The organism is Stenotrophomonas sp. STEN020 (assembly GCF_056760195.1).
In genome coordinates, this window is sequence record NZ_JBRREI010000064.1 from 1 (window position 1) to 22,971 (window position 22,971).

22 protein-coding genes are annotated in these 22,971 nt (G+C 62.4%); 11 read left to right on the plus strand and 11 right to left on the minus strand.

Translation table 11 applies throughout. The features are described 5' to 3' along the window. Window positions 1-87 precede the first annotated feature (87 nt). Together ACVOLZ_RS19380 and ACVOLZ_RS19385 are read right to left on the minus strand one after the other, a co-directional pair. Window positions 88-312 carry a YbdD/YjiX family protein gene (locus ACVOLZ_RS19380; protein ID WP_057626620.1) on the minus strand — a complete coding sequence of 75 codons (225 nt, stop codon included), beginning with the start codon at window positions 310-312 and terminating at the stop codon, window positions 88-90. Continuing rightward, on the minus strand, window positions 312-2,378 hold the full coding sequence (locus ACVOLZ_RS19385; RefSeq protein WP_481517553.1) for a carbon starvation CstA family protein: 2,067 nt from the start codon (window positions 2,376-2,378) through the stop codon (window positions 312-314). The genes ACVOLZ_RS19380 and ACVOLZ_RS19385 overlap by 1 nt, the downstream gene beginning before the upstream one ends. Before the next feature lie 236 nt (window positions 2,379-2,614). Between ACVOLZ_RS19385 and ACVOLZ_RS19390 the strand changes: the two genes are divergently transcribed. Then, window positions 2,615-3,466: a pirin family protein gene (locus ACVOLZ_RS19390; protein ID WP_481517554.1), complete on the plus strand. Its 852-nt coding sequence runs from the start codon at window positions 2,615-2,617 to the stop codon at window positions 3,464-3,466. 90 nt (window positions 3,467-3,556) lie between these two features. Here ACVOLZ_RS19390 and ACVOLZ_RS19395 read toward each other — a convergent pair whose 3' ends face one another. The 3 genes from ACVOLZ_RS19395 to ACVOLZ_RS19405 form a co-directional block, all read right to left on the minus strand. Next, entirely contained in the window at window positions 3,557-4,033 is a 477-nt protein-coding gene (locus ACVOLZ_RS19395) for a hypothetical protein (protein WP_481517555.1), read from the minus strand. 229 nt (window positions 4,034-4,262) lie between these two features. Beyond that, window positions 4,263-4,982 (minus strand): aquaporin Z, encoded by a 720-nt coding sequence (aqpZ, locus tag ACVOLZ_RS19400; RefSeq protein WP_481517556.1) that lies wholly within the window; start codon window positions 4,980-4,982, stop codon window positions 4,263-4,265. A 200-nt stretch (window positions 4,983-5,182) separates the two neighbouring features. Next, window positions 5,183-6,043 (minus strand): pirin family protein, encoded by an 861-nt coding sequence (locus ACVOLZ_RS19405; protein WP_481517557.1) that lies wholly within the window; start codon window positions 6,041-6,043, stop codon window positions 5,183-5,185. Window positions 6,044-6,443: 400 nt separating this feature from the next. Between ACVOLZ_RS19405 and gpmA the strand changes: the two genes are divergently transcribed. After that, window positions 6,444-7,193: a 2,3-diphosphoglycerate-dependent phosphoglycerate mutase gene (gpmA, locus tag ACVOLZ_RS19410; RefSeq protein ID WP_303749256.1), complete on the plus strand. Its 750-nt coding sequence runs from the start codon at window positions 6,444-6,446 to the stop codon at window positions 7,191-7,193. A gap of 305 nt (window positions 7,194-7,498) precedes the next feature. On the opposite strand, the gene ACVOLZ_RS19415 is transcribed toward gpmA, so the two are convergent. After that, entirely contained in the window at window positions 7,499-7,900 is a 402-nt protein-coding gene (locus ACVOLZ_RS19415) for a helix-turn-helix domain-containing protein (RefSeq protein WP_481517558.1), read from the minus strand. Window positions 7,901-8,161: 261 nt separating this feature from the next. Between ACVOLZ_RS19415 and ACVOLZ_RS19420 the strand changes: the two genes are divergently transcribed. From ACVOLZ_RS19420 to ACVOLZ_RS19430, 3 genes are all read left to right on the plus strand, one after another. Further along, complete coding sequence (locus ACVOLZ_RS19420) at window positions 8,162-9,067, plus strand: alpha/beta hydrolase (protein ID WP_481517570.1); 906 nt, start codon at window positions 8,162-8,164, stop codon at window positions 9,065-9,067. Window positions 9,068-9,202: 135 nt separating this feature from the next. After that, a complete protein-coding gene (locus ACVOLZ_RS19425) occupies window positions 9,203-10,015 on the plus strand; it encodes a helix-turn-helix transcriptional regulator (RefSeq protein ID WP_481517559.1) in 813 nt (270 codons plus the stop codon). A gap of 74 nt (window positions 10,016-10,089) precedes the next feature. After that, window positions 10,090-11,613: a serine hydrolase domain-containing protein gene (locus ACVOLZ_RS19430; protein WP_481517560.1), complete on the plus strand. Its 1,524-nt coding sequence runs from the start codon at window positions 10,090-10,092 to the stop codon at window positions 11,611-11,613. Window positions 11,614-11,857: 244 nt separating this feature from the next. On the opposite strand, the gene ACVOLZ_RS19435 is transcribed toward ACVOLZ_RS19430, so the two are convergent. Further along, window positions 11,858-12,220, minus strand: coding sequence for a roadblock/LC7 domain-containing protein (locus ACVOLZ_RS19435; RefSeq protein ID WP_481513213.1), 363 nt, complete (start codon window positions 12,218-12,220; stop codon window positions 11,858-11,860). Between the two features lie 430 nt (window positions 12,221-12,650). On the opposite strand from ACVOLZ_RS19435, the gene ACVOLZ_RS19440 reads away from it, so the two are divergent. Next, window positions 12,651-13,343, plus strand: a complete 693-nt coding sequence (locus ACVOLZ_RS19440) for an alpha/beta hydrolase (RefSeq protein ID WP_481517561.1) — start codon at window positions 12,651-12,653, stop codon at window positions 13,341-13,343. Window positions 13,344-13,403: 60 nt separating this feature from the next. Here the strand turns inward: ACVOLZ_RS19440 and ACVOLZ_RS19445 are convergent, their stop codons facing one another. Next, complete coding sequence (locus ACVOLZ_RS19445; RefSeq protein ID WP_481517562.1) at window positions 13,404-14,204, minus strand: AraC family transcriptional regulator; 801 nt, start codon at window positions 14,202-14,204, stop codon at window positions 13,404-13,406. A gap of 72 nt (window positions 14,205-14,276) precedes the next feature. Between ACVOLZ_RS19445 and ACVOLZ_RS19450 the strand changes: the two genes are divergently transcribed. After that, a complete protein-coding gene (locus tag ACVOLZ_RS19450) occupies window positions 14,277-15,488 on the plus strand; it encodes an MFS transporter (protein WP_481517563.1) in 1,212 nt (403 codons plus the stop codon). 69 nt (window positions 15,489-15,557) lie between these two features. Here the strand turns inward: ACVOLZ_RS19450 and arsB are convergent, their stop codons facing one another. From arsB to ACVOLZ_RS19465, 3 genes are read right to left on the minus strand one after another with little or no spacing between them, the layout of a single operon-like run. Further along, window positions 15,558-16,586, minus strand: a complete 1,029-nt coding sequence (gene arsB / locus ACVOLZ_RS19455) for an ACR3 family arsenite efflux transporter (RefSeq protein ID WP_481517571.1) — start codon at window positions 16,584-16,586, stop codon at window positions 15,558-15,560. A 17-nt stretch (window positions 16,587-16,603) separates the two neighbouring features. Continuing rightward, entirely contained in the window at window positions 16,604-17,116 is a 513-nt protein-coding gene (locus tag ACVOLZ_RS19460; RefSeq protein WP_481517564.1) for an arsenate reductase ArsC, read from the minus strand. A gap of 37 nt (window positions 17,117-17,153) precedes the next feature. After that, complete coding sequence (locus ACVOLZ_RS19465) at window positions 17,154-17,483, minus strand: ArsR/SmtB family transcription factor (protein WP_481517565.1); 330 nt, start codon at window positions 17,481-17,483, stop codon at window positions 17,154-17,156. 17 nt (window positions 17,484-17,500) lie between these two features. Between ACVOLZ_RS19465 and arsH the strand changes: the two genes are divergently transcribed. From arsH to ACVOLZ_RS19485, 4 genes are all read left to right on the plus strand, one after another. Then, window positions 17,501-18,247 (plus strand): arsenical resistance protein ArsH, encoded by a 747-nt coding sequence (gene arsH / locus ACVOLZ_RS19470; RefSeq protein WP_481517566.1) that lies wholly within the window; start codon window positions 17,501-17,503, stop codon window positions 18,245-18,247. A 312-nt stretch (window positions 18,248-18,559) separates the two neighbouring features. Then, window positions 18,560-19,348: a DeoR/GlpR family DNA-binding transcription regulator gene (locus ACVOLZ_RS19475; protein ID WP_481517567.1), complete on the plus strand. Its 789-nt coding sequence runs from the start codon at window positions 18,560-18,562 to the stop codon at window positions 19,346-19,348. A gap of 57 nt (window positions 19,349-19,405) precedes the next feature. Continuing rightward, a complete protein-coding gene (locus ACVOLZ_RS19480; RefSeq protein WP_481517568.1) occupies window positions 19,406-20,545 on the plus strand; it encodes an MFS transporter in 1,140 nt (379 codons plus the stop codon). Between the two features lie 172 nt (window positions 20,546-20,717). Next, window positions 20,718-22,811, plus strand: coding sequence for a M13 family metallopeptidase (locus tag ACVOLZ_RS19485; RefSeq protein WP_481517569.1), 2,094 nt, complete (start codon window positions 20,718-20,720; stop codon window positions 22,809-22,811). Window positions 22,812-22,971: the final 160 nt, after the last annotated feature.

Genomic DNA, 22,971 nt, shown 5'->3' on the forward strand with positions numbered 1-22,971 from the left:
GCGCGCGGCGCCTCGGGCCGGGCAACTACTGTATTATAAAGGGGGGCCCCTTGGGCGCCGCCTTTTTTGTTGCTTGTCTCCGCAGCTTCAGCAGCAGCGGAAGCCGCTCCTGCCGCCGAAGCGGGCTTCCTGACGTTCGCGGAAGAAGGTTTTGTAATCCATGACCTCACGGTCAGGATGCTTCTCGCGCATGTGCCGGACATAGTTGTCGTAGTCCGGCACACCGCAGCAAAGCCGCGCGGTCTGTACCAGACGCCGCCAGGTGCGGCGGAACGTCTGGTACTGGCCGACGGGGACCAGCTCGGTACCCATTACAGATCAACCTCGTGCGGCTTCAATGCCACGTAAGGCGTTTCCTTGTCGGTGCGCACCGACGAGCGGCGTGCAGCGGCGATGGTCTTGATCGAGTACACCAGCACCGCGAACACCACGAACAGGAACAGCGCGGTCAGGCCGGTGTTGATGTAGTTGTTCACCATCACCTGATGCATCTGGTCGAAGTTCTTCGACGGTGCCAGCAGCTCACCGGCGGCAATGGCGTCACGGTACTTGTGCGCCTGGGCCAGGAAGCCCACTGCCGGTACGTCGGAGAAGATCTTGATGAAGCCGGCTGCGGTGGTGCAGATCAGCAGCCAGATCGCCGGGACTAACGGCACCCAGGCGTATTTGTCCTTCTTCATCTTGAACAGCACCACGGTGCACAGCAGCAGCGCCACGCCGGCCAGCATCTGGTTGGCGATGCCGAACAGCGGCCACAACATGTTGATGCCGCCCAGCGGATCGGTCACGCCCTGGTACAGGAAGTAACCCCACAGTGCGACGCAGCCACCGGTGGCGATGAAGCTGGCCACCCACGAGTCGGTGCGGCGCAGGGCCGGCACGAAGTTGCCCAGCAGGTCCTGCAGCATGAAGCGGCCCGAACGGGTGCCGGCATCGACGGCGGTCAGGATGAACAGCGCTTCGAACAGGATGGCGAAGTGGTACCAGAACGCCATCATGCCTTCGCCCGGCAGCACCGCATGCAGGATCTGAGCGATACCCACGGCCAAGGTCGGCGCGCCACCGGCACGCGAGAGGATGGTGCTCTCACCAATCTCTGCTGCCGTCGCGGTCAGCTGGTCCGGGGTGATCGCAAAGCCCCAGTTGGTGACTACTTGGGCGGCGTGCACGACGTCGGTGCCGATGATCGCTGCGGGACTGTTCATGGCGAAGTAGATGCCCGGCTCGATGATCGAGGCGGCCACCATGGCCATGATTGCCACGAACGATTCCATCAGCATGCCGCCGTAGCCGATGTAGGCAATGTGGCCTTCATTGGCCAGCAGCTTGGGCGTGGTGCCCGAGCTGATCAGCGCATGGAAGCCCGACACCGCGCCACAGGCAATGGTGATGAACAGGAACGGGAACATGCTGCCCTTCCACACCGGGCCAGTGCCGTCGGTGAACTGGGTCAGCGCCGGCATCTTCAGCTCCGGCATCACGATCAGGATGCCGATCGCCAGGCCGACGATCGTGCCGATCTTGAGGAAGGTGGACAGGTAATCGCGGGGTGCCAGCAGCAGCCATACCGGCAGTACTGCGGCGACGAAGCCGTAGCCGATCAACATCCAGGTGATCTGGATGCCGGTGAAGGTGAACATCGGGCCGAGCACCGGATCAGCGGCAACCTTGCCGCCGTACCAGATCGCTGCGATCAGCAGGAACAGGCCCGCGATCGAGATTTCACCGATCTTGCCGGGACGGATGTAGCGCATGTACACGCCCATGAACATGGCAATGGGCATTGTGGCTATCACCGTGAACATGCCCCAAGGGCTGCCCTCCAGTGCCTTCACCACGATCATCGCCAGCACCGCGAGGATGATGATCATGATCATGAAGACGCCGAACAAGGCGATGGTGCCCGGCACCTGGCCCATTTCCTCGCGCACCAGATCGCCCAACGAACGGCCGTTGCGGCGGCTGGAGATGAACAGGATCATGAAGTCCTGCACCGCACCGGCCAGTACCACGCCGGCAATCAGCCAAAGCGTGCCGGGCAGGTAGCCCATCTGTGCGGCCAACACCGGGCCGACCAGCGGGCCGGCGCCGGCGATGGCGGCGAAGTGGTGGCCGAACAACACGTGCTTGTTGGTGGGCACATAGTCCAGGCCATCGTTGTTGATGATCGCTGGGGTGGCGCGGGTGGGATCAACCCCCAGCACCTTGTTGGCGATGAACAGGCCGTAGTAGCGGAACGCGACCAGATACAGCGATACCGCTGCCACCACGATCCAGAGGGCATTGATGTGCTCGCCGCGGCGTAGCGCCACGACGCCTAGACAGAACGCGCCTATCAGGGACAGCAGCGCCCATCCGGCTTTTGAAAAACCTTTCATCGAGTCGCCTCGCAGGGGAATGTGTCCAAGGTTCTACCCAAGCAGGTCGGGGGTCAATGTGCATGGCAGCTGAAGCGGATGCGACTTTGGTCTTAGGTCCATGTCTTATCGAACATGACTGCGGGGGCGGGCTGTGCTTCAGCGTTAGGCTGGTTGGAACAAATGGTTGCAGCGGTGGCGATTGGTTTGGCGGTTGGCGAGGGCCATTGTCTGCTGCATGTTCAAGGAGCTTCCTGATGACTAGCCAAGATTCCGCCCGGGTGCTGCGTAGCATCCGCGGCATGCCCACCTCCGATGGCGCCGGTGTGCGCCTGACTCGAGTCATTGGGACGCAATCGTTGCCGGAGCTGGACCCGTTCCTGATGCTGGACGAGTTCGGCACGGACCGGGCCGAGGATTACATCGCCGGTTTCCCGGACCACCCGCACCGCGGTTTCGAGACGGTGACGTACATGCTTGATGGGCGCATGCGGCACAAGGACAACCACGGCAACGAGGGTTTGCTTACTCCCGGCAGCGTTCAGTGGATGACCGCTGGCCGCGGCCTGGTGCACTCGGAAATGCCTGAGCAGGAGTCCGGGCGCATGCGCGGCTTCCAGCTGTGGGTGAACCTGCCGGCGCGCGACAAGATGAGCGAACCGCGCTATCAGGAGTTCGCGCCCGAGCGCATTCCGCAGTTGGCACCGGCCGAGGGCGTCAGCGTGAAAGTGATCGCCGGTACCGTGGATTCGGTCACCGGGCCGATCCAGCAGCCGGCCACCGACCCCGTGTATCTGGACGTAAGCCTCCGCCCGGGTGCTGCTTGGAGTTACCGCTTGCCGGAAGGTCACAACGCTTTCGCCTATGTGTTCGAGGGCGGAGCGTGGTTGGGCGATGGCAAGGATGCGCATGCTGTGGAACTGCAGCAGCTGGCGGTGCTGGGTGGCGGCAGCAACCTGCAGATGCGTGCCGGCGAAGAAGGTGCGCGTTTGATCGTGGTCGCGGGACGACCGTTGCGTGAGCCGGTGGCACGGCACGGGCCGTTCGTGATGAACACCCGCGAGGAATTGATGCAGGCCTTTGTCGATTACCAGGAAGGCCGTTTCTGAACGATGGCCGGTCCCGCGCAATGCGACGGGACCGGCATCAAAAGATCTTCATCATTGGTCCGTCAGCAACGGACTGGTGTTCGTCCTGGCTCAGTTGCTGCCAGCCAATGCGGATGGATTGAGATTCAAGGTCTGGGTCAGGGTCTGCAGTGTGCCCAGCTCAGTGGTGTCGGCAGCATCTATCCAGATCTGCGCGTAGCGGTTCTTGTCCAGCTTGACCACGCTGATGCGGCGCGACTCCAGGCCGGGTACGTCACGACCGCCCATGTCCAGCTTGTACCAGTGCATATCGGTGCCACCAAACGCGCCTTTTTCCGCACGCAAGGGACGGTTCAAGGCCAGTCCTGGATCACGCCCGCTCAGCATCATGTTCAGTACTGCGCGGCCATCTTCGGTGGTGGCCTTGCAGACGATGAAATCGCTTTGGGTCTGTTGCTCCCAATGCAGACCGCTACTGGCCGGCAGCGATGGACATTGCACGGCCTGCTGGGCGGAAGCGTTGGCGCAGGCAGCGAGCGCAAGTGCGGCAGAAAAAATAAGGACAGTCTTCACTTCGCATTCCCCCATGGAACATCGGCCCTGCGGCGCGACGAAAAACGTGTGGATGGTTCTGAAGGCAGTACTGGCTGGTGGGTGGTATCCCTCCCTCTATACGTGCATCCCCATGCGCGCCAGCCAAGTTGCGACGGTATTACAAAAACCCCGTTACTTGCAAAGTGTCCTTTCTGGCAAAGAGAACGGCCCCGCAAGGGGGCCGTTCGGACTAACTGATAACATTTGAAACCAATGCGGTGACTTACTTGTCGCTGCCAATCCACTTATAGGCCAGGCCGCCAATAGCCGCACCCAGGATCGGTGCCACCCAGAACAGCCACAGCTGGCTGACCGCAGCGGGGCCGGCAAACAGGGCCACGGCGGTGGAGCGGGCCGGGTTCACCGATGTATTGGTGACCGGGATGCTGATCAGGTGGATCAGGGTCAGGGCCAGGCCAATGGCGATCGGTGCGAAGCCGGCCGGGGCACGGCCATGGGTAGCGCCCATGATCACGACGAGGAACACCGCGGTCAGCACCACTTCGCACAGGAACGCAGCCGCGACGGTGTAGCCGCCCGGCGACAGTGCGCCGTAGCCATTGCTGGCGAAGGCGCCGGCCTGGCTGCCATCGATCAGGAAGCTGGCATTGCCTTTGGCGATCTGCAGCAGGATGAAGGCAGCGACGATGCCGCCCAGCACCTGGGCAACGATATAGGGCAGCAGGTCCTTGGCCGGGAAGCGGCCACCAGCCCACAAGCCGATGCTCACCGCCGGGTTGAAGTGCGCGCCGGAGATGTGGCCGAACGCATAGGCACCGGTCAGTACGGTCAGGCCGAAGGCCAGGGCAACACCGACAAAGCCAATACCCAGCGGATTGGCGTCACCGCCGAACTTCGCTGCCAATACCGCGCTGCCGCAGCCGCCCAAGACCAACCAGAAGGTGCCGAGGAACTCGGCAGCCAAACGCTTTCCCATGCTCATGATGATGTTCCCTATGTTTTCCCCGGTACGGGTGTGGGGAAAATAACGGAGAAGCGGGTGAAGTGAGTAACAAATTCGCTAACTATTTTGCCCGCGCAACTGTAGTGCTTTAGGCCTATGCGCGATTTGCGGGTTGTCAGCTACAGCAAGCCATGGGCGGCTATGGGAGTTCCGCCCGTGCCATGACGAGGAAAGTGGGCTCAGCCGGGTAGGGGGATGAACTCCTTGTCGTCGCCGGGGATCGTGCCGAAGCGACCGTTCTGCCAATCGTCCTTTGCCTGCTCGATGCGCTCCTTGGAGCTGGAGACGAAGTTCCACCACAGGTGGCGCGGGCCATCCAGTGGTTCGCCGCCCATCAGCATGGCCTTGAGGGGGGTCTTGGCGCGCAGACGGCTGCGTGCACCGGGTTCTGGAATGATCAGATGCTGGGTAGGCACATCCACCCCATCCAGCTGGGCCTCGCCCTCAAGAATGTAGAGCGCGCGCTCGACGTGCGAGTTGTCCAGGTCGATCTCAGCGCCGGGCTCCAGGTCGATGGCGACGTTCAAGGTGTCGGCGAATACCTTGACCGGTGATTCCTCGCCATAGGCGCGGCCGGCGATCACCCGCAGCCAGGCACCGTCGCGGTGCTGCTGTGGCAGCTGGTCAGCGGAAAAGTGGAAGAAGCCGGGATCGGTTTCCTCGTGACTCTTGGGCAACGCCACCCAGGTCTGCATGCCATGCAGGGCCTGCGCGTGTTCACGTGCTGCAGTAGGGCTGCGTTCGGAGTGGGCGATGCCACGGCCGGCGGTCATCCAGTTGACGTCGCCGGGGCGGATGATCTGCTCCGAGCCCAGCGTGTCGCGGTGGCCGATCTGCCCGGCCCACAGGAAGGTGACCGTGGCCAGGCCGATATGCGGATGCGGGCGCACGTCGATGCCTTGGCCGGGACTGAAGATGGCCGGGCCCATATGGTCCACGAACACGAATGAGCCAACGCTGCGCGCCTGCAGCGAGGGGACCGCACGGCGGACCTGGAAGCCGCCAAGGTCGTGGACGCGCGGGCTGATGATGGTGGTCATGGCTGGCTGCTCCGGGGTGTTTGAATGTGGGGGCAGGATGGCATGGCACGGGCGAAGAAGGGGTTGCCGTGCGGGGAATGGATTGTTGTTTTGGTGGGGAGGGTTGGCGGGCCGGAAGCTGGCGGCTGAAAGCGTTACCCCTCCCAGCCCTCCCCTTCGCTGCGCGAAAGGGAGGGGGCAAAAGCCCCGAGTGCGCAGAGGCTGCTGCTTCGCCCCCTCCCTTTGCCGAAGGCAAGGGGAGGGCCGGGGAGGGGTGAGCACTTGCTTCTGCTCATCCACCAAACAAAACCAGTCTCCCCTGCAACTACATGGCTTCCATACTCAACCCTCAGACAAAGAACGGATGCCAGCGTGAAGGGCTACAATCGCCGTCTTACTTCCCCATCCGGAGACCTCCGCAGTGACCCGCAAACTCGTGCTGTTGCGCCATGGCCAGAGCCAGTGGAACCTCGATAACCGCTTCACCGGCTGGGTGGACGTGGACCTCACCGAGCAGGGCCGCCAGGAGGCCGCTACCGCCGGTCGGCTGATGAAGGAAGAAGGCCTGCAGTTCGACGTAGCCCATACCTCGGTGCTCAAGCGCGCCATCCACACCTTGCAGGGAGCACTGGCCGAGTTGGGTCAGGATTGGCTGCCGGTCAACAAGTCCTGGCGGCTCAACGAACGTCATTACGGTGGCCTGCAGGGTCTGGACAAGGCTGAGACCGCCGCCAAGCACGGCGAGGAGCAGGTCAAGGTGTGGCGTCGTTCCTACGACATTCCGCCGCCGCCGATGGACCTGGCCGATCCGGGCCACCCGATCCACGACCGTCGCTACGCCGGCCTGGACCGCAATGCGCTGCCGGCAACCGAGTCGCTGGCAACCACGCTGGATCGCGTGCTGCCGTATTGGCACGACGCCATCGCCCCGCAGCTGAAGGAAGGCAAGACCGTGCTGGTCACCGCCCACGGCAACTCGCTGCGCGCGCTGTACAAGTACCTCAACAACGTGAGCAAGGAAGCCATCCTTGAGCTCAACATCCCGACCGGCATCCCGTTGCTGTTCGAATTGAACGACGACCTCACCGTCAAATCGTTCCGTTACCTGGGCGACCCGGAAGCAGCCAAGAAGGCTGCCGAGGCCGTAGCCAACCAGGGCAAGGCCAAGTAAGCGATCAGCTGGAAGCAGCACCAGCGCTGGTGCTGCTCACTTCAGCGGTGAATAACCCGAAATCCGATGCCAGCACGCTGGCATCGGATTTTTTGTTTTTGTAGGAGCGGCGTAAGCCGCGAAGCTGGCATTGCTGAAGGCCTTGGGGCAGCTGCCATCTGATGATGTCTCTGCTTCGCGGCTTACGCCACTCCTACAAAAAAGATCAGTCTGCGTGCAGTCAACATTCCTCGGCTGCACAGCGCTTGCCCAAGCAAGGAAACATCAATCAGCGTGATGCTCGATACCTGGTGAAGCAGGGCGGGTCAGCGACGGCAGGCCGGGTCGGCTTGGCATACCCGGTTGTCGCGTTCGGCAGCCTGTTTGCCCAAGCTGAGCCCGACGACCAGCTGGAACATGACTGCCACCAGGACCAGGCTGGCGATCCACAGGCCGATTTTCATCCGGTCAGCGGGACTGATGGCCGTAGTGCTGGGTGCTGAGCTGGTGATGGATTCACAAGTGTTGAGAAGATCCTCCGCCGTAACCTCCAGTGCCGTCGCAACCGCCATCCGCGACTCAAGCGAGGCGTTGCCTTCGGCTTCCAGCCGTTGCACGGTGCGTGGGCTCAAGCCGCAGATGCTGGCCAGGTGCTCCTGCGACCAGCCGCGTGCTTCGCGCAGCTGCCTGATCCGCTTTCCGTCGATCTTCACTGTTTCATCTTCCATGTCGCGTTCCTGACGATGTTAGCCGAGCTGGCAGGCTGGCGTAGAACCGGCTGCGGCAACACGACAGTAAGCCGCCAGTGGCGTGTCGTTTCAATTGAATCAAAGGCTTGCGCGATTCGAAGCGGCGGCAGCTGCGCTCCGCAATGCGTAGGCAGTTGGGAAAGGCTGCTCTCGGCCGCGCGCCTTGCCATGCCATCATCGGGAACTGATTACGATGACTGGAGTGTCTGCTTGAGCAAATGGATGATGTCGGTAGTGGCAATGGTGGCGTTGAGCGCCTGCAGTGGTGCTCCAGAGGCGGCGCCCAAAGCCTCAGCGCAAACGGCAGCTGCACAGCCTGCAGTGGCAAACGCGCAGCGCGGTGAAGGCAGTCCTTACGAAGTGCTTGGCAGCGAAGTATGGGACGTGCCTGATCCAGTCAGTGGCCGCAACTACCAGGTATTCGTGGCCTTGCCAGCCGGCTACGCGGACAACCCGGACAAGCGCTATCCGGTCTTGTACGTCACCGACGCCGACTATGCCTTCCCGCTGGTCCGGCAGATGGCGCGGCGTTTGAATGTCGAAGGTCGCAAGATCGAGGACTTCATCCTGGTCGGCCTGTCCTATGCCAAGGGCGAGGGTGGCATGCAGAGCCGCCGCCGCGACTACACGCCAACCACGAGGGGTCCGAGTGGATCGCCTGCCGATGCCGTGCACGGTGGCGCCAGCGACTACATCACCTACCTGGAAACGCAGGCGCTGCCATTCGTGGCCAAGCGCTACCGCAGTGATGAAAGCCGGCGCATGTTCCTCGGCCATTCCTACGGTGCCTTGCTGGGGACGCAGGTGCTGCTGGAACGCCCGCAACTGTTTAGCGGCTATATCCTCGGCAGCCCGTCGTACTGGTTCGACAAGCATGAGATGGAGCGTCGACTGGCCGCGGCAGGCAAGCCCGCCGAGCTGCCGGTACGCGCCTATATGTATGTAGGCGAGTACGAGTCGGTGCAGCATGGCGGCGACGCCGACATGGTGGTGGATGCGCAGCGCATGATCGGTCTGCTGGGCGCGCGTGGCGGCCAGTCACTGGAGCTGAAGCTGGACGTGCTCAATGATGAGGACCATCTCAGTGTTGCGCCGCGTGGCTTCATGCATGGCTTGAAGTACCTGCTGGCCGCGCCGAAGAGCTGAGTCAATCAATCGACTGAGTTGGGACCGGTGCGCGGACAGCCGCCGGTCCCTGCATGCGGCACCACGACCAACGGCAGGTGCGCCGCCGTTGGTCGTGGCTAGACTTGGTTCAACCCTTGCCGCCCGCGCTACGCCATGTCCTCGCCGCCAGCCACACATCGGATAGATGCAGCGCAGGACCCAAACCGGCGCCGGGTTTTCTGCGGCGAACGCCTGTCCGCGCGGGTCAGCTGGTACGCGCCCGGTGAACGCATGCAGCGACACGCGCACGATTGCCACCAGCTTTCGTTGTTGCTGCTAGGCACCTTGGCCGAGCAGACCGCGCAGGGCGAGGAGCGGCTGGCCGTGCCAGCGCTGGGGGTGAAGCAGGCGGGAGTGGCACATGCCAATGATTACGGCCCGGCCGGGGCGCTGATGCTGGGTATCGACCTGCCGGCATCGTTCGACCTGTACGAGAACCTGGGTATCGGCCGAGCCTGGCAATGGCGTGGGCATGCGCCACAGCCGTTGCTGTTGCAAGGACGGGAACTTCTTTCGGCGTTGTTTGCGGGGGAGCTGGCCGCTACCGACGTTGATGGGCGGCTGTGGGAGTTACTGGCCGGGATGGCAGCCAGCGAAGAGCGCCCGAGCGGCACACCGCCGCGTTGGTTGGCCTTGTGCTGCCAGCGTCTGCAGGAAGAAAACGCGTCGCTGACCGAACTGGCCGGCCAGCTTGGCGTGCATCCGGTGTATCTGGCGCGGGCATTCGCGCGCTGGATGGGCTGCGCACCCTCGGTGTTCCGGGCGCGTGCGCAGTTGCAGCGTGCCTTGCCGCTGCTGGCCAAGGGCCAGGCCTTGGCCGACGTGGCGCAGCAGGCTGGCTTTGCCGACCAATCGCATTTCAGCCGGATTGCCCGCACCCACAGTGGGCTGACCCCAGCCCGGTTGCGCGCGCTGCTGCTGGCGTGAGCAGGTTCAATCCGTTCAATATCTGCTCTGTGGCAATAGCGCATCTTGGCTGCTGTCAGCTAAGGAGCCGTTCCATGCATCTGCGCAACATCCTGTCATTGCTATTGCTGGTGCCCGTCTGGCTGGGCGGCGTGACAACGGCTGCGGCGGCCTCGCCGCAACAGGCGGCACGGGAGCTGGCGGGATTCCTGGATGGCATTCCGGAGCTGGGGCCTGGCTACGCGGTGGTGATCGTCGACCGTGACCACCAATTGCTGGGTTATACCCGGGGCCAACGCAACGCCAGTACCAATGCACCGCTGGCCATGCAAACCCCGATGTACATCGCATCGCAGACCAAGTCGTACATGGGGCTGCTGGCGCAGGTGTTGGATCAGCAAGGCGTGCTGCGGCTGGACAGTGCCCTGGCTGATCACTGGCCACAGCTGCGCCTGCCCGAAGGCGTCGATCCTGCTGCCTGGACGCTGGCAGACCTGCTCAATCACCGCGTGCCCTTGAGCGCGGATGCGATCACCACACTGGAGGCCTATATCGGCAGCCCCGATCCGGCCCTGTATCCGCAATTGCTGCAGCAGTTCGTAAGCAAGCGCGCTGACGGCTTCGACTACGACAATCTGGGCTACAACATCTATGCGGCGATCCTGCAGCAGCGCACCGGCCGTTCGTGGCAGGACTGGTTGCAGCAAACCCTGTTCACGCCGTTGCAGCTGCACGAAACCGCAACGAATACCTCCAGCTTCGATCCGGCGCAGCTGGCCTTCAATCACCAGTGGCTTGGAGGCGAACAGGGTTGGCGGCTGGTCCCACCCAAGCCGGATGCCTTGATGCATTCGGCTGGCGGCATGATGACCTCGCCGCGCGACATGGGCCGTTGGTTGCGTTTGCAGTTGGGTGCACCGCTGTCTCCGCAATTGAGCGCAGGCACCCTGCAGGCCGCGCATCGCATCGGCGCGCAGGTCGACCCCAAGGCCCGCAACGCCTATGAGCTGCCGTGCAATGGCTATGCCTTCGGTTGGAATGTATGTGACTTCGAAGGCCGGACGCTTTACATCCACGGCGGCAGCTATACCGGTGCACGCAGCATGATGGCGTTCTCACCGGACCTGGGGGTTGGCATCGGCGTGTTCTCCAATTCGGACAACGCCACTGGCTGGCTGACTTCGCGCACCGTGGTGCAGTTCTTCCAATATTTGGTCGACCATCCTGAGGCGGCCTCATGGGCGCAGATCCGCCGGAAGGCCTATCCGCAGCGTGTAGCCGACCAGCTGGCGGGCATGCGCGCGCGGCAGGCGAAGCAGCATGAGGATCCGCGTTGGCAGGGATGGCAATGGCGGCCGGTAGCGAGTGGCCTATATGTAGGGGAGTTCCGTGGTGCGGCGTTGCCGGTTGCCGCGCAGGTGACTGCCACCGATGAGGGGCTGCAGCTCCAGATCGGCGCGCTCAGCCGCAAATTGATGCCTGCCGCGCCGGATCTTTTTGCTGCGCAGGATGGGCCGTTGGACGAGGCTGAGTCCATGCAGTTCCAGCGAGATGTGCAGGGTGAGTTGCTGGGGTTTGAGTTTGATGGGCAGCGTTATGTGCGTGTGCGTTCCCGGTAGAACGGCACGGGGTGATTCAGGGGTTCGGGTGCAATGGGCGCGCAATTGTTTGTAGGAGCGGCGTGAGCCGCGAAGCTGACATTGCTGCAGTTGCAGATGTTTGTGTCACCTGACGATCTATCTGCTTCGCGGCTTACGCCGCTCCTACAAAAGCCTCGCCGCCTCTGTCAAAGATGTGTCCCTGCACAACGCAAAAGCCCGGCGTTACGCCGGGCTTTCGTGCAGCAACGTGATCCGTTTCGGCTTACTTGAAATCCAGGGTCTTCTCGAAGGACTTCAGTTCGTGCCGCGCCATCGCCAGGTTGGCGTGGGTGCGGTCGAGCACGACATACAGGAACAGGTCCTTGCTGCCGTCCAGCGGGCGAATCAGGTGGTACTGCTTGGACAGGGTCAGCAGGATGTCTTCCACCACGTCGCTCAGGCCCAGCGAATTCGCCACGCGGCGCTTGGCGCGCACTACGTCGGCGTTGCCGGCGGCAGCAACTTCCATGTTGATGGCGCCGCCACCCAGGGTTCCCAGCGCCATGCCGCTGTCGCTGTCCACCAGTGCAGCACCGATGAAGCCGGCAATTTCGCTCAAAGCATCAAGTTTTACGTTTGCAGCCATTTTCAATCCAATGAAGTAAAGGTTTCTACAAAAGCAAAGCCCGCGCAGGTCCTTCCCAGGCGAGCGGCCGCGCAGCATAGCGAAAACAGTTGAGCGTTTGCGAGCAGGTCAGGTATGTGGCCGGAGACGATCCATTCCATGGCTGGATCGCTGATTCTTCGATGTGTGCCGTGATGGCTTGCAGAACACACAATGGATGCACCTGCGGAGGTTGGGGTGTCGGATTGCTACACCCAGCATTGGCATTGCCTGCACGGCTCCCGTCGCTGAATTGGGATCAGTCATTTCCGGTGGAACTCGGCAATGAAACCGTCACTGCCGATTTACAGTCGAGTCGCAGAATGGCGGCTCAGGGTGATTGCCAATTGCAGACAACGCGCTGAGGTTGTTTCTCCGTCACCGACTATTTCTATCAACGGGAGTACATGTCATGGGCAAGCCGGCAGTGGTTCTGGTGCATGGTTTCTGGGGCGGGGCGGCGCATTGGGCGCGGGTGATACTTGAGCTGAGACGTCTGGGTTACCAGGACATCCGAGCGGTTGAGAACCCACTGACATCGCTGGCCGATGATGCCGAGCGCACCCGCAAAATGGTGGCGCAGATCGACGGGCCGGTGGTCTTGGCGGGGCACTCCTATGGCGGTGCGGTGCTCAGCCAGGCCGGTAATCTGCCCAACGTAAAGGCGCTGGTGTTCATTGCTGCTTTCGCCCCGGATGCAGGCGAAAGTCCCGGTGGCATCACCCAACAGCATCTGCCGGTCGCAGCGCCGAATCTGGCGCCAGACAGCGATGGCTACCTGTGGCTCAAGCCAGATAAGTTCCATGAAAGCTTCTGCCAGGACCTGCCCGAGGAGGAGGGCTTCGTCATGGGGGTGACGCAGAAGGCGCCGTTGGCCAGCACCTTTGGTGACAACATCACGGATCCGGCTTGGAGGCATAAGCCGAGCTGGTACCAGATATCCAGCCAGGACCGGATGATCGCGCCGGAGAACCAGAAGGCCATGTCCGCCCGTCTCAACGCGCGCAAGGTGATAACGCTGGATGCAGGGCACGCCTCGTTGGCATCGCATCCGGTGGAAGTTGCAGCCCTGATCGATGAGGCCGCGACGGCTACCGCAGGCTGAAAGCGATGCGCGACGGACGCTGCGTTACCCACTGCGGTAGGGCAGCGGTTGCGTATGGCGTCAGCGGAAAAACTGACTCGGCGTCAGCCCGAAGCGACGCTTGAACATGGTGGCGAAGGCACTGGGGCTTTCATAGCCCAGCGCCAATGCAACATCGATGACCTTCTCGCCAACCGCCAGGCGTTCCAATGCACGCAGCAGACGTGCCTGCTGACGCCATTGGCCGAAGGTCATGCCCAGTTCGCGCGCGCACAGGCGCTGTATGGTTTTAACGTCCACCTGCAGGCGGGTCGCCCAGTCCTGCAGGGTGGATGCATCGTCGGGGTGTCGCTGCAATTGCCTGCCGATCTGGCGCAGCCGCGGGTCGCGCGGCTCGGGCAGGTGTAGCGGCAGCACCGGCAGGGTCTGTACTTCGTCCAGGATCAATCGCATCAATCGGCCATCACGCGAGTTCTCGGCATAACGCACCGGTACCTCGACGGCTGCGTGGATCAGCGATGCCAGCAATGGGGTGATGGACACTGCCGACGGTGTCTGCGGCGCGTCTGGCATTGCCTCCGGGGTGATGTACAGGCTGCGCATCTGCACCAGACCGATGCAATGCACTTGATGGCCGATGCCGGCCGGCATCCAGATTGCGCGCGTGCTTGGCACCACCCAGCGGCCCATGCCTGCATTGACCACCAATACCCCGGTTTCCGCGTAGACCAGCTGGTGCCGATCCGGATGGTGGTGCAGCGGAATCAAGGTAGTGGTGGGGTAGTCGCGGGCTTTGCAGTACACCACTGTTTCCGGGCCGACCGGGAGCGGCTGGCGGCGGCCTTTTCGCACAGGTGGAATGTCCTTTTCGAAAGGATGCATGACCATATCGCGCAGGATGGACGTTGATGGCGACTCTACCATGCGCGTCCGCCCCCACTATGCGGTCACACCATGTCATCTCCTGCTTCAACGGTTGCAGCTCCTGCCTCACAACGTCGCCCGGTCGCGGTAGGTGTGCTTGCTGCGATCAGTAGTTCGCATCTGGTCAACGACATGATGCAGTCGCTGATCCTGGCGCTGTACCCGATCTTCAAGGGTCAGTTCCACCTGAGCTTCGCCCAGGTCGGCTTGATCACGCTGACCTACCAGCTCACCGCGTCGTTGTTCCAGCCCTTGATCGGCCTGCGTACCGACAAGCGGCCAGCACCGTATTCGCTGCCGATGGGCATGGTGTCTACCTTGTGTGGACTGTTGCTGCTGGCGTTCGCACCCAACTTCGCAACGGTGTTGGTGGCGGCGATGCTGGTCGGTATCGGCTCGGCGATCTTCCATCCGGAATCTTCGCGCATTGCGCGACTGGCCTCGGGCGGCCGCCATGGCCTGTCGCAATCGGTATTCCAGCTGGGCGGCAATGCCGGTACTGCGATTGGTCCGTTGCTGGCGGCGGCGGTGATCGTGCCAAACGGGCAGCGCAGTGTGGCGTGGTTCGCCTGCGCCGCGTTGTTGGGCATCGGCCTGCTGACCTACGTGAGCCGCTGGTACCAGCAGCATCTGCTGGCCGCCGCCGCGCAGCCCAAGGCGGCGGTAAAACCAGCCAATCTGTTGCCGCCGAAAACCGTGGCCTGGGTGATCGGCATCCTGCTGGTGCTGATCTTCAGCAAGTACTTCTACATCGCTGGCTTGAGCAGCTACTACACGTTCTATCTGATCCAGAAATTCCATGTCTCGGTGCAGAGTGCACAGCTGCATCTGTTCGGCTTCCTCGCCGCATCGGCGGCCGGCACCTTGATCGGCGGACCCTTGGGTGACCGCATCGGCCGCAAGCCGGTGATCTGGGCATCGATCCTGGGTGTAGCGCCGTTCGCCTTGATGCTGCCTTACGCCGACCTTCAGTGGACCATGATCCTGACGATGGTCATCGGCTTTGTGTTGTCTTCGGCGTTCTCGGCGATCCTGGTGTATGCGCAGGAGTTGATGCCCAACCGCATCGGCACGGTATCCGGCCTGTTCTTCGGTTTCGCCTTCGGCATGGGCGGGCTCGGTGCAGCAGTACTGGGCGTGCTGGCCGACCACACCAGCATCATCTGGGTCTACAAGCTGATCTCGTTCCTGCCATTGCTGGGCATCGTCGCCGCCTTCCTGCCGAACCCGCGCGCTCGCTGAGGCGTTTCGTAAACGCACAACGCCCGGCGCTGGCCGGGCGTTGTCTAGGTGTGTTGCGCGCTTCGACGTCTATCTGGGCTCGGCTTCGTACCAGTGTCGGCTGCGGTTGACGAGGTACACCACCGACAACATCACCGGCACTTCAATGAGCACGCCAACCACGGTAGCCAGTGCTGCCCCCGAATGCACACCGAACAGGCTGACCGCAGTGGCAACCGCCAATTCGAAGAAGTTGCTGGCACCGATCAAGGCCGAAGGTCCTGCCACACAATGGGCGACCCCCAATCTGCGATTGAGCAGGTACGCCAGCCCGGAGTTGAAGTAGACCTGCAGCAGGATGGGTACGGCGAGGATGGCGATGACCAGCGGTTGTTCAATGATCTGCCGGCCCTGGAAACCAAACAGCAGCACCAGCGTTGCCAGCAATGCCGTCAACGACAGCGGTCCAAGCTGTTCCAATACATGATTCAGACGTGCTTGCCCGCCACCACGCAGCAGCCAGCGCCGCAGCAGCACCGCAAGCACCACCGGCAGCAGGATGTACAGCGTCACCGAGAGCAACAGCGTGGCCCAGGGCACGCTGATTGCCGAGATACCCAGCAGCAAAGCCACCAAGGGCGCAAACGCCAGCACCATGATCGCGTCGTTCAAGGCGACCTGGCTCAGGGTGAAGTTCGCATCGCCCCTGCACAGGTTGCTCCATACGAACACCATGGCGGTGCACGGCGCTGCTGCCAGCAGGATCAGGCCGGCCATATACGAATCAATCTGCTCGGCAGGCAGCCATTCGGCAAACACGTGGCGCAGGAACAGGCCGCCAAGCACCGCCATCGAGAATGGTTTCACCGCCCAGTTGATGAACAGGGTGACGCCGATTCCGCGCCAGTGCTGACTGATCTGCCCCATCGCGCCGAAGTCCACCTTCAGTAACATCGGGATGATCATCAGCCAGATCAGTACCGCGACCGGCAGGTTTACCTTGGCTACTTCCATGCTGGCGAGGTGAGCAAACGCGTCCGGGAACTGATGACCTAGTGCGGTTCCCACGATGATGCACAACGCGACCCACAAGCTCAGGTAGCGTTCGAACACACCCATGCGCAGTGCCTGCTCAGTCACGGAGCTTGTAGCTCGTCGGGTTGCACCAAGCCAATGCTGTCGAGCGCGGATTGAAGTTGTTGGCGGTCATTCCACACTGCCGCGGGCAGCGCGAGCAGCGCCAGCAGGCGCGCTTTGACGATGCGATGCGCCTGCGCGAACGCCGCACGCTTGGCGTCATCGCTGCCTTCAATCACTGCCGGATCCGACAGGCCCCAATGCGCGCGGACGAAATCGCCAAACACCACCGGGCAGGTTTCGGTAGCAGCCGAATCGCAGACCGTAATGACCAGATCCATGCGCGGTGCATCGTCGGTGGTGAATTCATCCCATGACTTGCTGCGCAGGCCGGCGTTGGCGATGCCTTCGGACAGCAGTTGGGCGAGTGCAAATGGATTGACCGTGCCGGTCGGCTGGCTGCCGGCGCTGAAGGCGGTGAAACGATTGCCGCCCCAGGCGCGCAGCGTGGCTTCGGCAAGCACGCTGCGTGCAGTGTTGCCGGTGCACAGGAAGAGAACGTTGCGGGTCATCAGTGCGTCTCGGTTTCAAGGTGATTTCGGCGGTTGCTCAGCAGCAGTGCTGGCTCGGTGTGACTTCACAGCCAGGGTCTGGCGTACCTGCACAGCAGTTGTGGCTGAGGTAGGCCATCAGTGCATTCATGGTCGGGTAGTTGGCCCGGTAGCAGACGTTGCGGCCGATGCTCTCGCTCTGCACCAGCCCGGCATGCACCAGCTCCTTGAGGTGGAAGGACAGCGTCGCATTGGGTACCGCCAAGGCTTGGGCGATGTCGCCGGCCATACGCCCCGGTGGGCCGGCTTCGATCAGCAGGCGAAAGGCGGCCAGGCGGGTGGCGTGGCCGAGTGCGGTGAGGGCGGCTATTGCCTGATTCATTTCCATGTTTCTAGAATAGTCGAATGAATATCGCCAATCAAGCAACACCCAACCCTCTACCCAACATCGACTTGGAATTGCTGCCCGAACCCCGTGCTGAATTTCTGGGGGCCGAATCGGGCAGCCATAGGCCGCGCATCCTGTTGTTGTATGGCTCACTTCGGCCGCAATCGTTCAGCCGCAAGCTGGCGTTGGAGGCCGAGCGCGTGCTGCAGCAATTGGGTGCAGAAACTCGGCTGTTCGATCCCCACGATCTGCCCCTGCTCGACAGTTGCGGCAAGGAACACCCGAAAGTGCAGGAGCTGCGCGCGTTGTCGCTGTGGTCGGAAGGGCAGGTATGGGTATCGCCGGAGCGGCACGGCACGCTGACAGGGGTGTTCAAGAACCAGATTGACTGGTTGCCGTTGGAGGATGGCAGTGTGCGCCCAACGCAGGGAAGAACCCTGGCAGTGATGCAGGTCTGCGGCGGCTCGCAGTCGTTCAACGTGATCAATAGCTTGCGGGTGCTGGGCCGCTGGATGCGCATGGTCACCATTCCAAACCAGTCCTCGGTAGCCAAGGCCTGGCAAGAGTTTGATGAGCAAGGGCGCATGCGGTCTTCGCCGTACTACGACCGCGTGGTCGATGTGATGGAAGAGCTGGTGAAGTTCACGTTGATGGTGCGCGGACGTAGCGACTACTTGGTCAGCCGTTACAGCGAGCGCAAGGGGGCTGCCGAAGCCGAGCAGCTGGCGCTTGCTGCGGGTGTGGTTGAAGCAAACACGCCGTGACTTGCCGTGGCTTCTGCCCCCTCCCTTTCGCAACGCGAAGGGGAGGGCTTGTGAGGGGTAAAGCCTTGGCTGTAACGCGCGGTTCTTTTGAGTGTCACCCGGGCGGGTTCCCGACGTAACTTGAACCATCAATGCCGCAGCGCCCTCAAGCGCGACGGCCGGGCTGGTTCATTCATTCTTTGGTTTGCATGAAGTTGCACGATGTGGCGCGTTGATGCATGATTCGGCAATCAAGCGTCGGTTCTCCTGGAGTGGCGACTATCGATGACCTCGGTGCCGAGCCAGATTCCCATCAACACAGAAAACCATCACATGACCGCCTCGGACCCCGATGCACTCCCGCAGGAGCGCCAGCAGCGCATCCTCGAACAGCTCCACAAGCACGGTCGCGTGGTCGCCAATGATCTGGCGGCTGCGTTCGCGGTCTCCGAGGACTCCATCCGTCGCGATCTGCGCGAAATGGCAGCCAAAGGGTTGTGCCGGCGGGTGTATGGCGGGGCGTTGTTGCCTACGCCGCAGTTCGACGCCCTGCCTGAGCGGGTAGGGCGGAATGATCCAGAGCGCAGTGCCTTGGCTGTGCAGGCTGCATCGCTGTTGCTGCCCGGGCAGGTTGTACTGATGGATGCGGGCTCCACCAATGTCGAGATCGCCCGCGCCCTGCGTGGCACCGCGCTGACCGTGGTTACCAACTCGCCCGCAGTTGCCGATGCACTGGCTGGTGCGTCGGCTGCCGAAGTGGTGATGATCGGTGGGCGGATTGATCCGCGCAGTGGCGGTGCCATTGGTTCCATCGCATTGCAGCAGCTGACGCAGTTGCAGGCCGATGTCTGCATTCCCGGCGTCTGTGCGGTCGATCCGGAAACGGGTATCTGGGGAATCAATGCCGAAGAGTGCGCATTCAAGCAGGCAATGCTGCGCGTCAGCGATACCACGCTGATAGTCGCCAGCAATGAAAAAATCGGCGCGCGTGGCAGCTTCCGTATCGCCGGCATCGAGCAGGTTGATCAACTGCTGATCAGTGACCGTGTCCCGGTGGAAATGCAGCGGCGGTTGGCGCCCATTGCGCCGCGCCTGTATCAGGTTGCCGTTGCGAAAGCTTGATTCAGTGACGCTTTCGCACGCAGGTACCTGCAGTAGAACAACATCCAGGAACAACAAGTGACCAATCCAGTACTACTACAGCGCAGCCAGCAGATAGCCACGCGCGCAGCCTTCTTCGTTCCCGGTTTTACGATTGCATGCTGGGCGCCGTTGGTACCTTTTGCGAAGGCCCGCGCAGGTCTGGATGACGCAATGCTTGGTGTGTTGTTGCTGTGTCTCGGCCTGGGCTCGCTGTTGTCGATGCCGCTGGCCGGCATGCTGGCTGCGCGTCATGGTTGCCGGCCGGTGATGCTGGCAACCGTACTGATGATGGTGCTGATGCTGCCGTTGCTGGCCGTTGCATCCACGCCGCTGAGTATCGGTGTTGTGCTGCTGGTGTTCGGCGCCGGCATCGGCGCCATGGACTGCGTGATGAATATCCAGGCGGTGGTGGTGGAGCGTGAATCCGGGCGCGCGATGATGTCCGGATTCCATGCTTTCTATAGCATTGGTGCCTTGACCGGCGCGGCATTGGTGACGTTGCTGTTGTCGATTGGCGGAGGCGCGTTGTTGTCGACCTTGGTGGTGGCTGCCGGCGTTTTGGCGATCACTGCACTGTCGTCGCGCTGGTGGCGCAGTGAACGTGCCGAGCAGGGCGAGAGCAGTTTCGCCTTGCCGCGCGGCGTTGTGATCGTGATTGGCGCGGTATGTTTCATCAGCTTTCTCGCCGAAGGCTCAATGCTGGATTGGAGCGCGGTGTTCCTGCATGACGTGCGTGGTGTCGAGCTGACCCATGCCGGCTGGGGCTTTGTCGCGTTCAACATCGCCATGACTACCACACGTCTGCTCGGTGATGGGCTGGTGAACCGGCTCGGGGCTAGTGTTGCGGTATTGCTCGGTGGCTTGCTGGCTTGCGGCGGTTTTGTGCTGGCCACGCTGGTGCCTAGCTTCGGTGTGGCCTTGCTCGGCTACGCGCTGGTTGGCATTGGCTGCGCCAATATCGTGCCGGTGATGTTCAGCCTGGCCGGGCGGCAGACCCGTATGCCGGAGAGTGTTGCCATTCCGGCAGTCACCACGATGGGCTATGCGGGCGTGCTGCTGGGCCCGGCAGCAATTGGCTTCATCGCCCAGCAGTGGTCGTTGCAGGCAGCGTTCCTGATTGCAGCTGGGGCGTTGGCCTGTGTGGCGGTGATTGGTTCGCTATTGCGGGTGCGTTGATTGCTCGCTTCCGAGTCGCGCAACGTGACAGGAGGCTGACTGTGCTGGTACAAACTGTTGCGATGCTGGCGACGTGACTTTCGGCGGTTCGCTTCAGGGCGGTCAATCCTCTAGTCTCACGGGTTGGTTCGCGCGCCACGCGCGGCCTTTCCCTGTTTGGCCGGAGATGTCCATGTCGTTTTCCAAGCTCGTCCCGTTGTCCCTGACGGTTGCAATCGCTGCCTCGCTCGCTGCCTGTGGCAAGACCGAAGCTCCCGCCGCGCCGGCTGCTGAAGCCAAGGCTGCGTTCGATCAGTCGCAGCTCAAGACCCAGCTGATCTCGCTCAACGCCGCCGATCTGGACCCGGCCGTGCAGGCTTGCGCCGACCTCAATGGCTTCGTCAACAGCAAGTGGCTCAAGGCCAACCCGGTACCGGGCGACCAGACCACCTGGGGCAGCTTCGAGATCCTGCGCGAGCGCTCGCTGGAAGTGCAGCACGCACTGGTCCAGCAGGCTGCTGCTGGCAAGGCCGCGGCCGGTTCCAACGAAGCCAAGATTGGCGACATCTGGAAGACCGGCTCGGACGAAGCCGCCATCGAGGCCGCTGGCATCAAGCCGCTGCAGCCGGAACTGGACAAGATCGCCGCGCTGAATGACACCGCTGCCATCACCGGCTACCTGCGTGATGCCTATGCGCAGGGCAATGGCTTCCTGTTCTCGCTGTATGCCAGCCCGGACTTCAAGGACTCGGCCAACGTCATTGCCTATGTAGGCCAGAGCGGTCTGGGTCTGCCGGAGAAGGGTTACTACTTCGACGCCTCGCAGGCCAAGATCCGTGACGCCTATGTGGCCTACATCGAGCAGCTGCTGACCCTGTCCGGCGTCGATGCGGCGCAGGCCAAGCAGCAGGCCAAGGCGGTAATGGATTTCGAAACCCGTCTGGCCAAGGCTTCGCTGTCGCGCATTGAACTGCGTGACCCGGCCAAGCGCTACAACCCGGTCAGCGCCGCCGATGCTGACAAGCAGACCCCGAACTTCAGCTGGACCGCGCTGTTCGACACGCTGCAGATTCCCGCCAAGGACAAGTTCTCGCTGGCTCAGCCGGGCTTCTTCGGCGAACTGGACAAGATGCTGGGCGACGTACCGGCTGCCACCTGGCAGGCCTACCTGCGCTTCCACACCGTGGACAACGCCGCGCCGTACCTGAGCAAGAACTTCGAGCAGGCCAACTTCGACTTCTTCAGCAAGACCCTGCGCGGCCAGCAGGAAATGCAGCCGCGCTGGAAGCGCGTGCTGGATTCGGTGAACGGCTCGATGGGCGAAGCGCTGGGCCAGCTGTACGTGGACGCGGTGTTCCCGGCCGAATCCAAGGTCGCCATGCAGCACCTGGTGGAGAACCTGTCGGTCGCGCTGAAGGCACGCCTGGAAGGCTTGCCGTGGATGGGTGCGGATACCAAGAAGAAGGCGCTGGAGAAATGGGCCAGCTTCACCCCGAAGATCGGTTACCCGGACAAGTGGCGTGATTTCTCGGGCCTGACCACCAACGGCGACAGCTACCTGGGCAATGTGCAGGCCGCGCAGGCGTTCAACTACCGCTACATGCTGGGCAAGATCGGCAAGCCGGTGGACAAGACCGAGTGGGGCATGACCCCGCAGACCGTCAACGCCTATTACAACGCGACCAAGAACGAGATCGTGTTCCCGGCCGCGATCCTGCAGCCGCCGTTCTTCGACGCCAAGGCTGATCCGGCACTCAACTACGGTGGCATCGGTGCGGTGATCGGCCATGAAATGATGCACGGCTACGATGACTCCGGCAGCCAGTTCGCCGCCAACGGCAACTTCGACAACTGGTGGACCGATGCTGATCGCACTGCGTTCAACGGCCGCACCGACCAGCTGGTCGCGCAGTTCGATGGCTATGAGTCGCTGCCGGGCGTCAACGTCAAGGGCAAGCTGACCCTGGGCGAGAACATCGGTGACCTCGGCGGCCTGACCGTTGCCTACGACGCGCTGCAGATGGCGCTGAAGGAAGACGCGAAGCTCAATGTGCCGGTCGATGGCTATACCCAGGACCAGCGGTTCTTCATGAACTGGGCCACCGTGTGGCGTCGCAACTTCACCGATGGCGAGCTGCGCGTACGCCTGAACACCGATCCGCACGCTCCGGCCAACTTCCGTGCCAATGGCGCGCCGTCGAACATGCCGTCGTATGCCGCTGCGTTCCAGTGCAAGGCTGGCGATGCGATGGTACGAGCCGACGACAAGCGGGTTGTGATCTGGTGATTTCGGTTGTTTGACCGCGATCAGCGAAAGAAGAAGGCCCGGCAATGCCGGGCCTTCTTTTTGGCTGGTTCACACGTGCAGCTCGGCGTTTGTAGGAGCGGCGTCAGCCGCGAAGCAGATGCATCATCAGATGGCGTATCTGCCAAGGACTCCAACAATG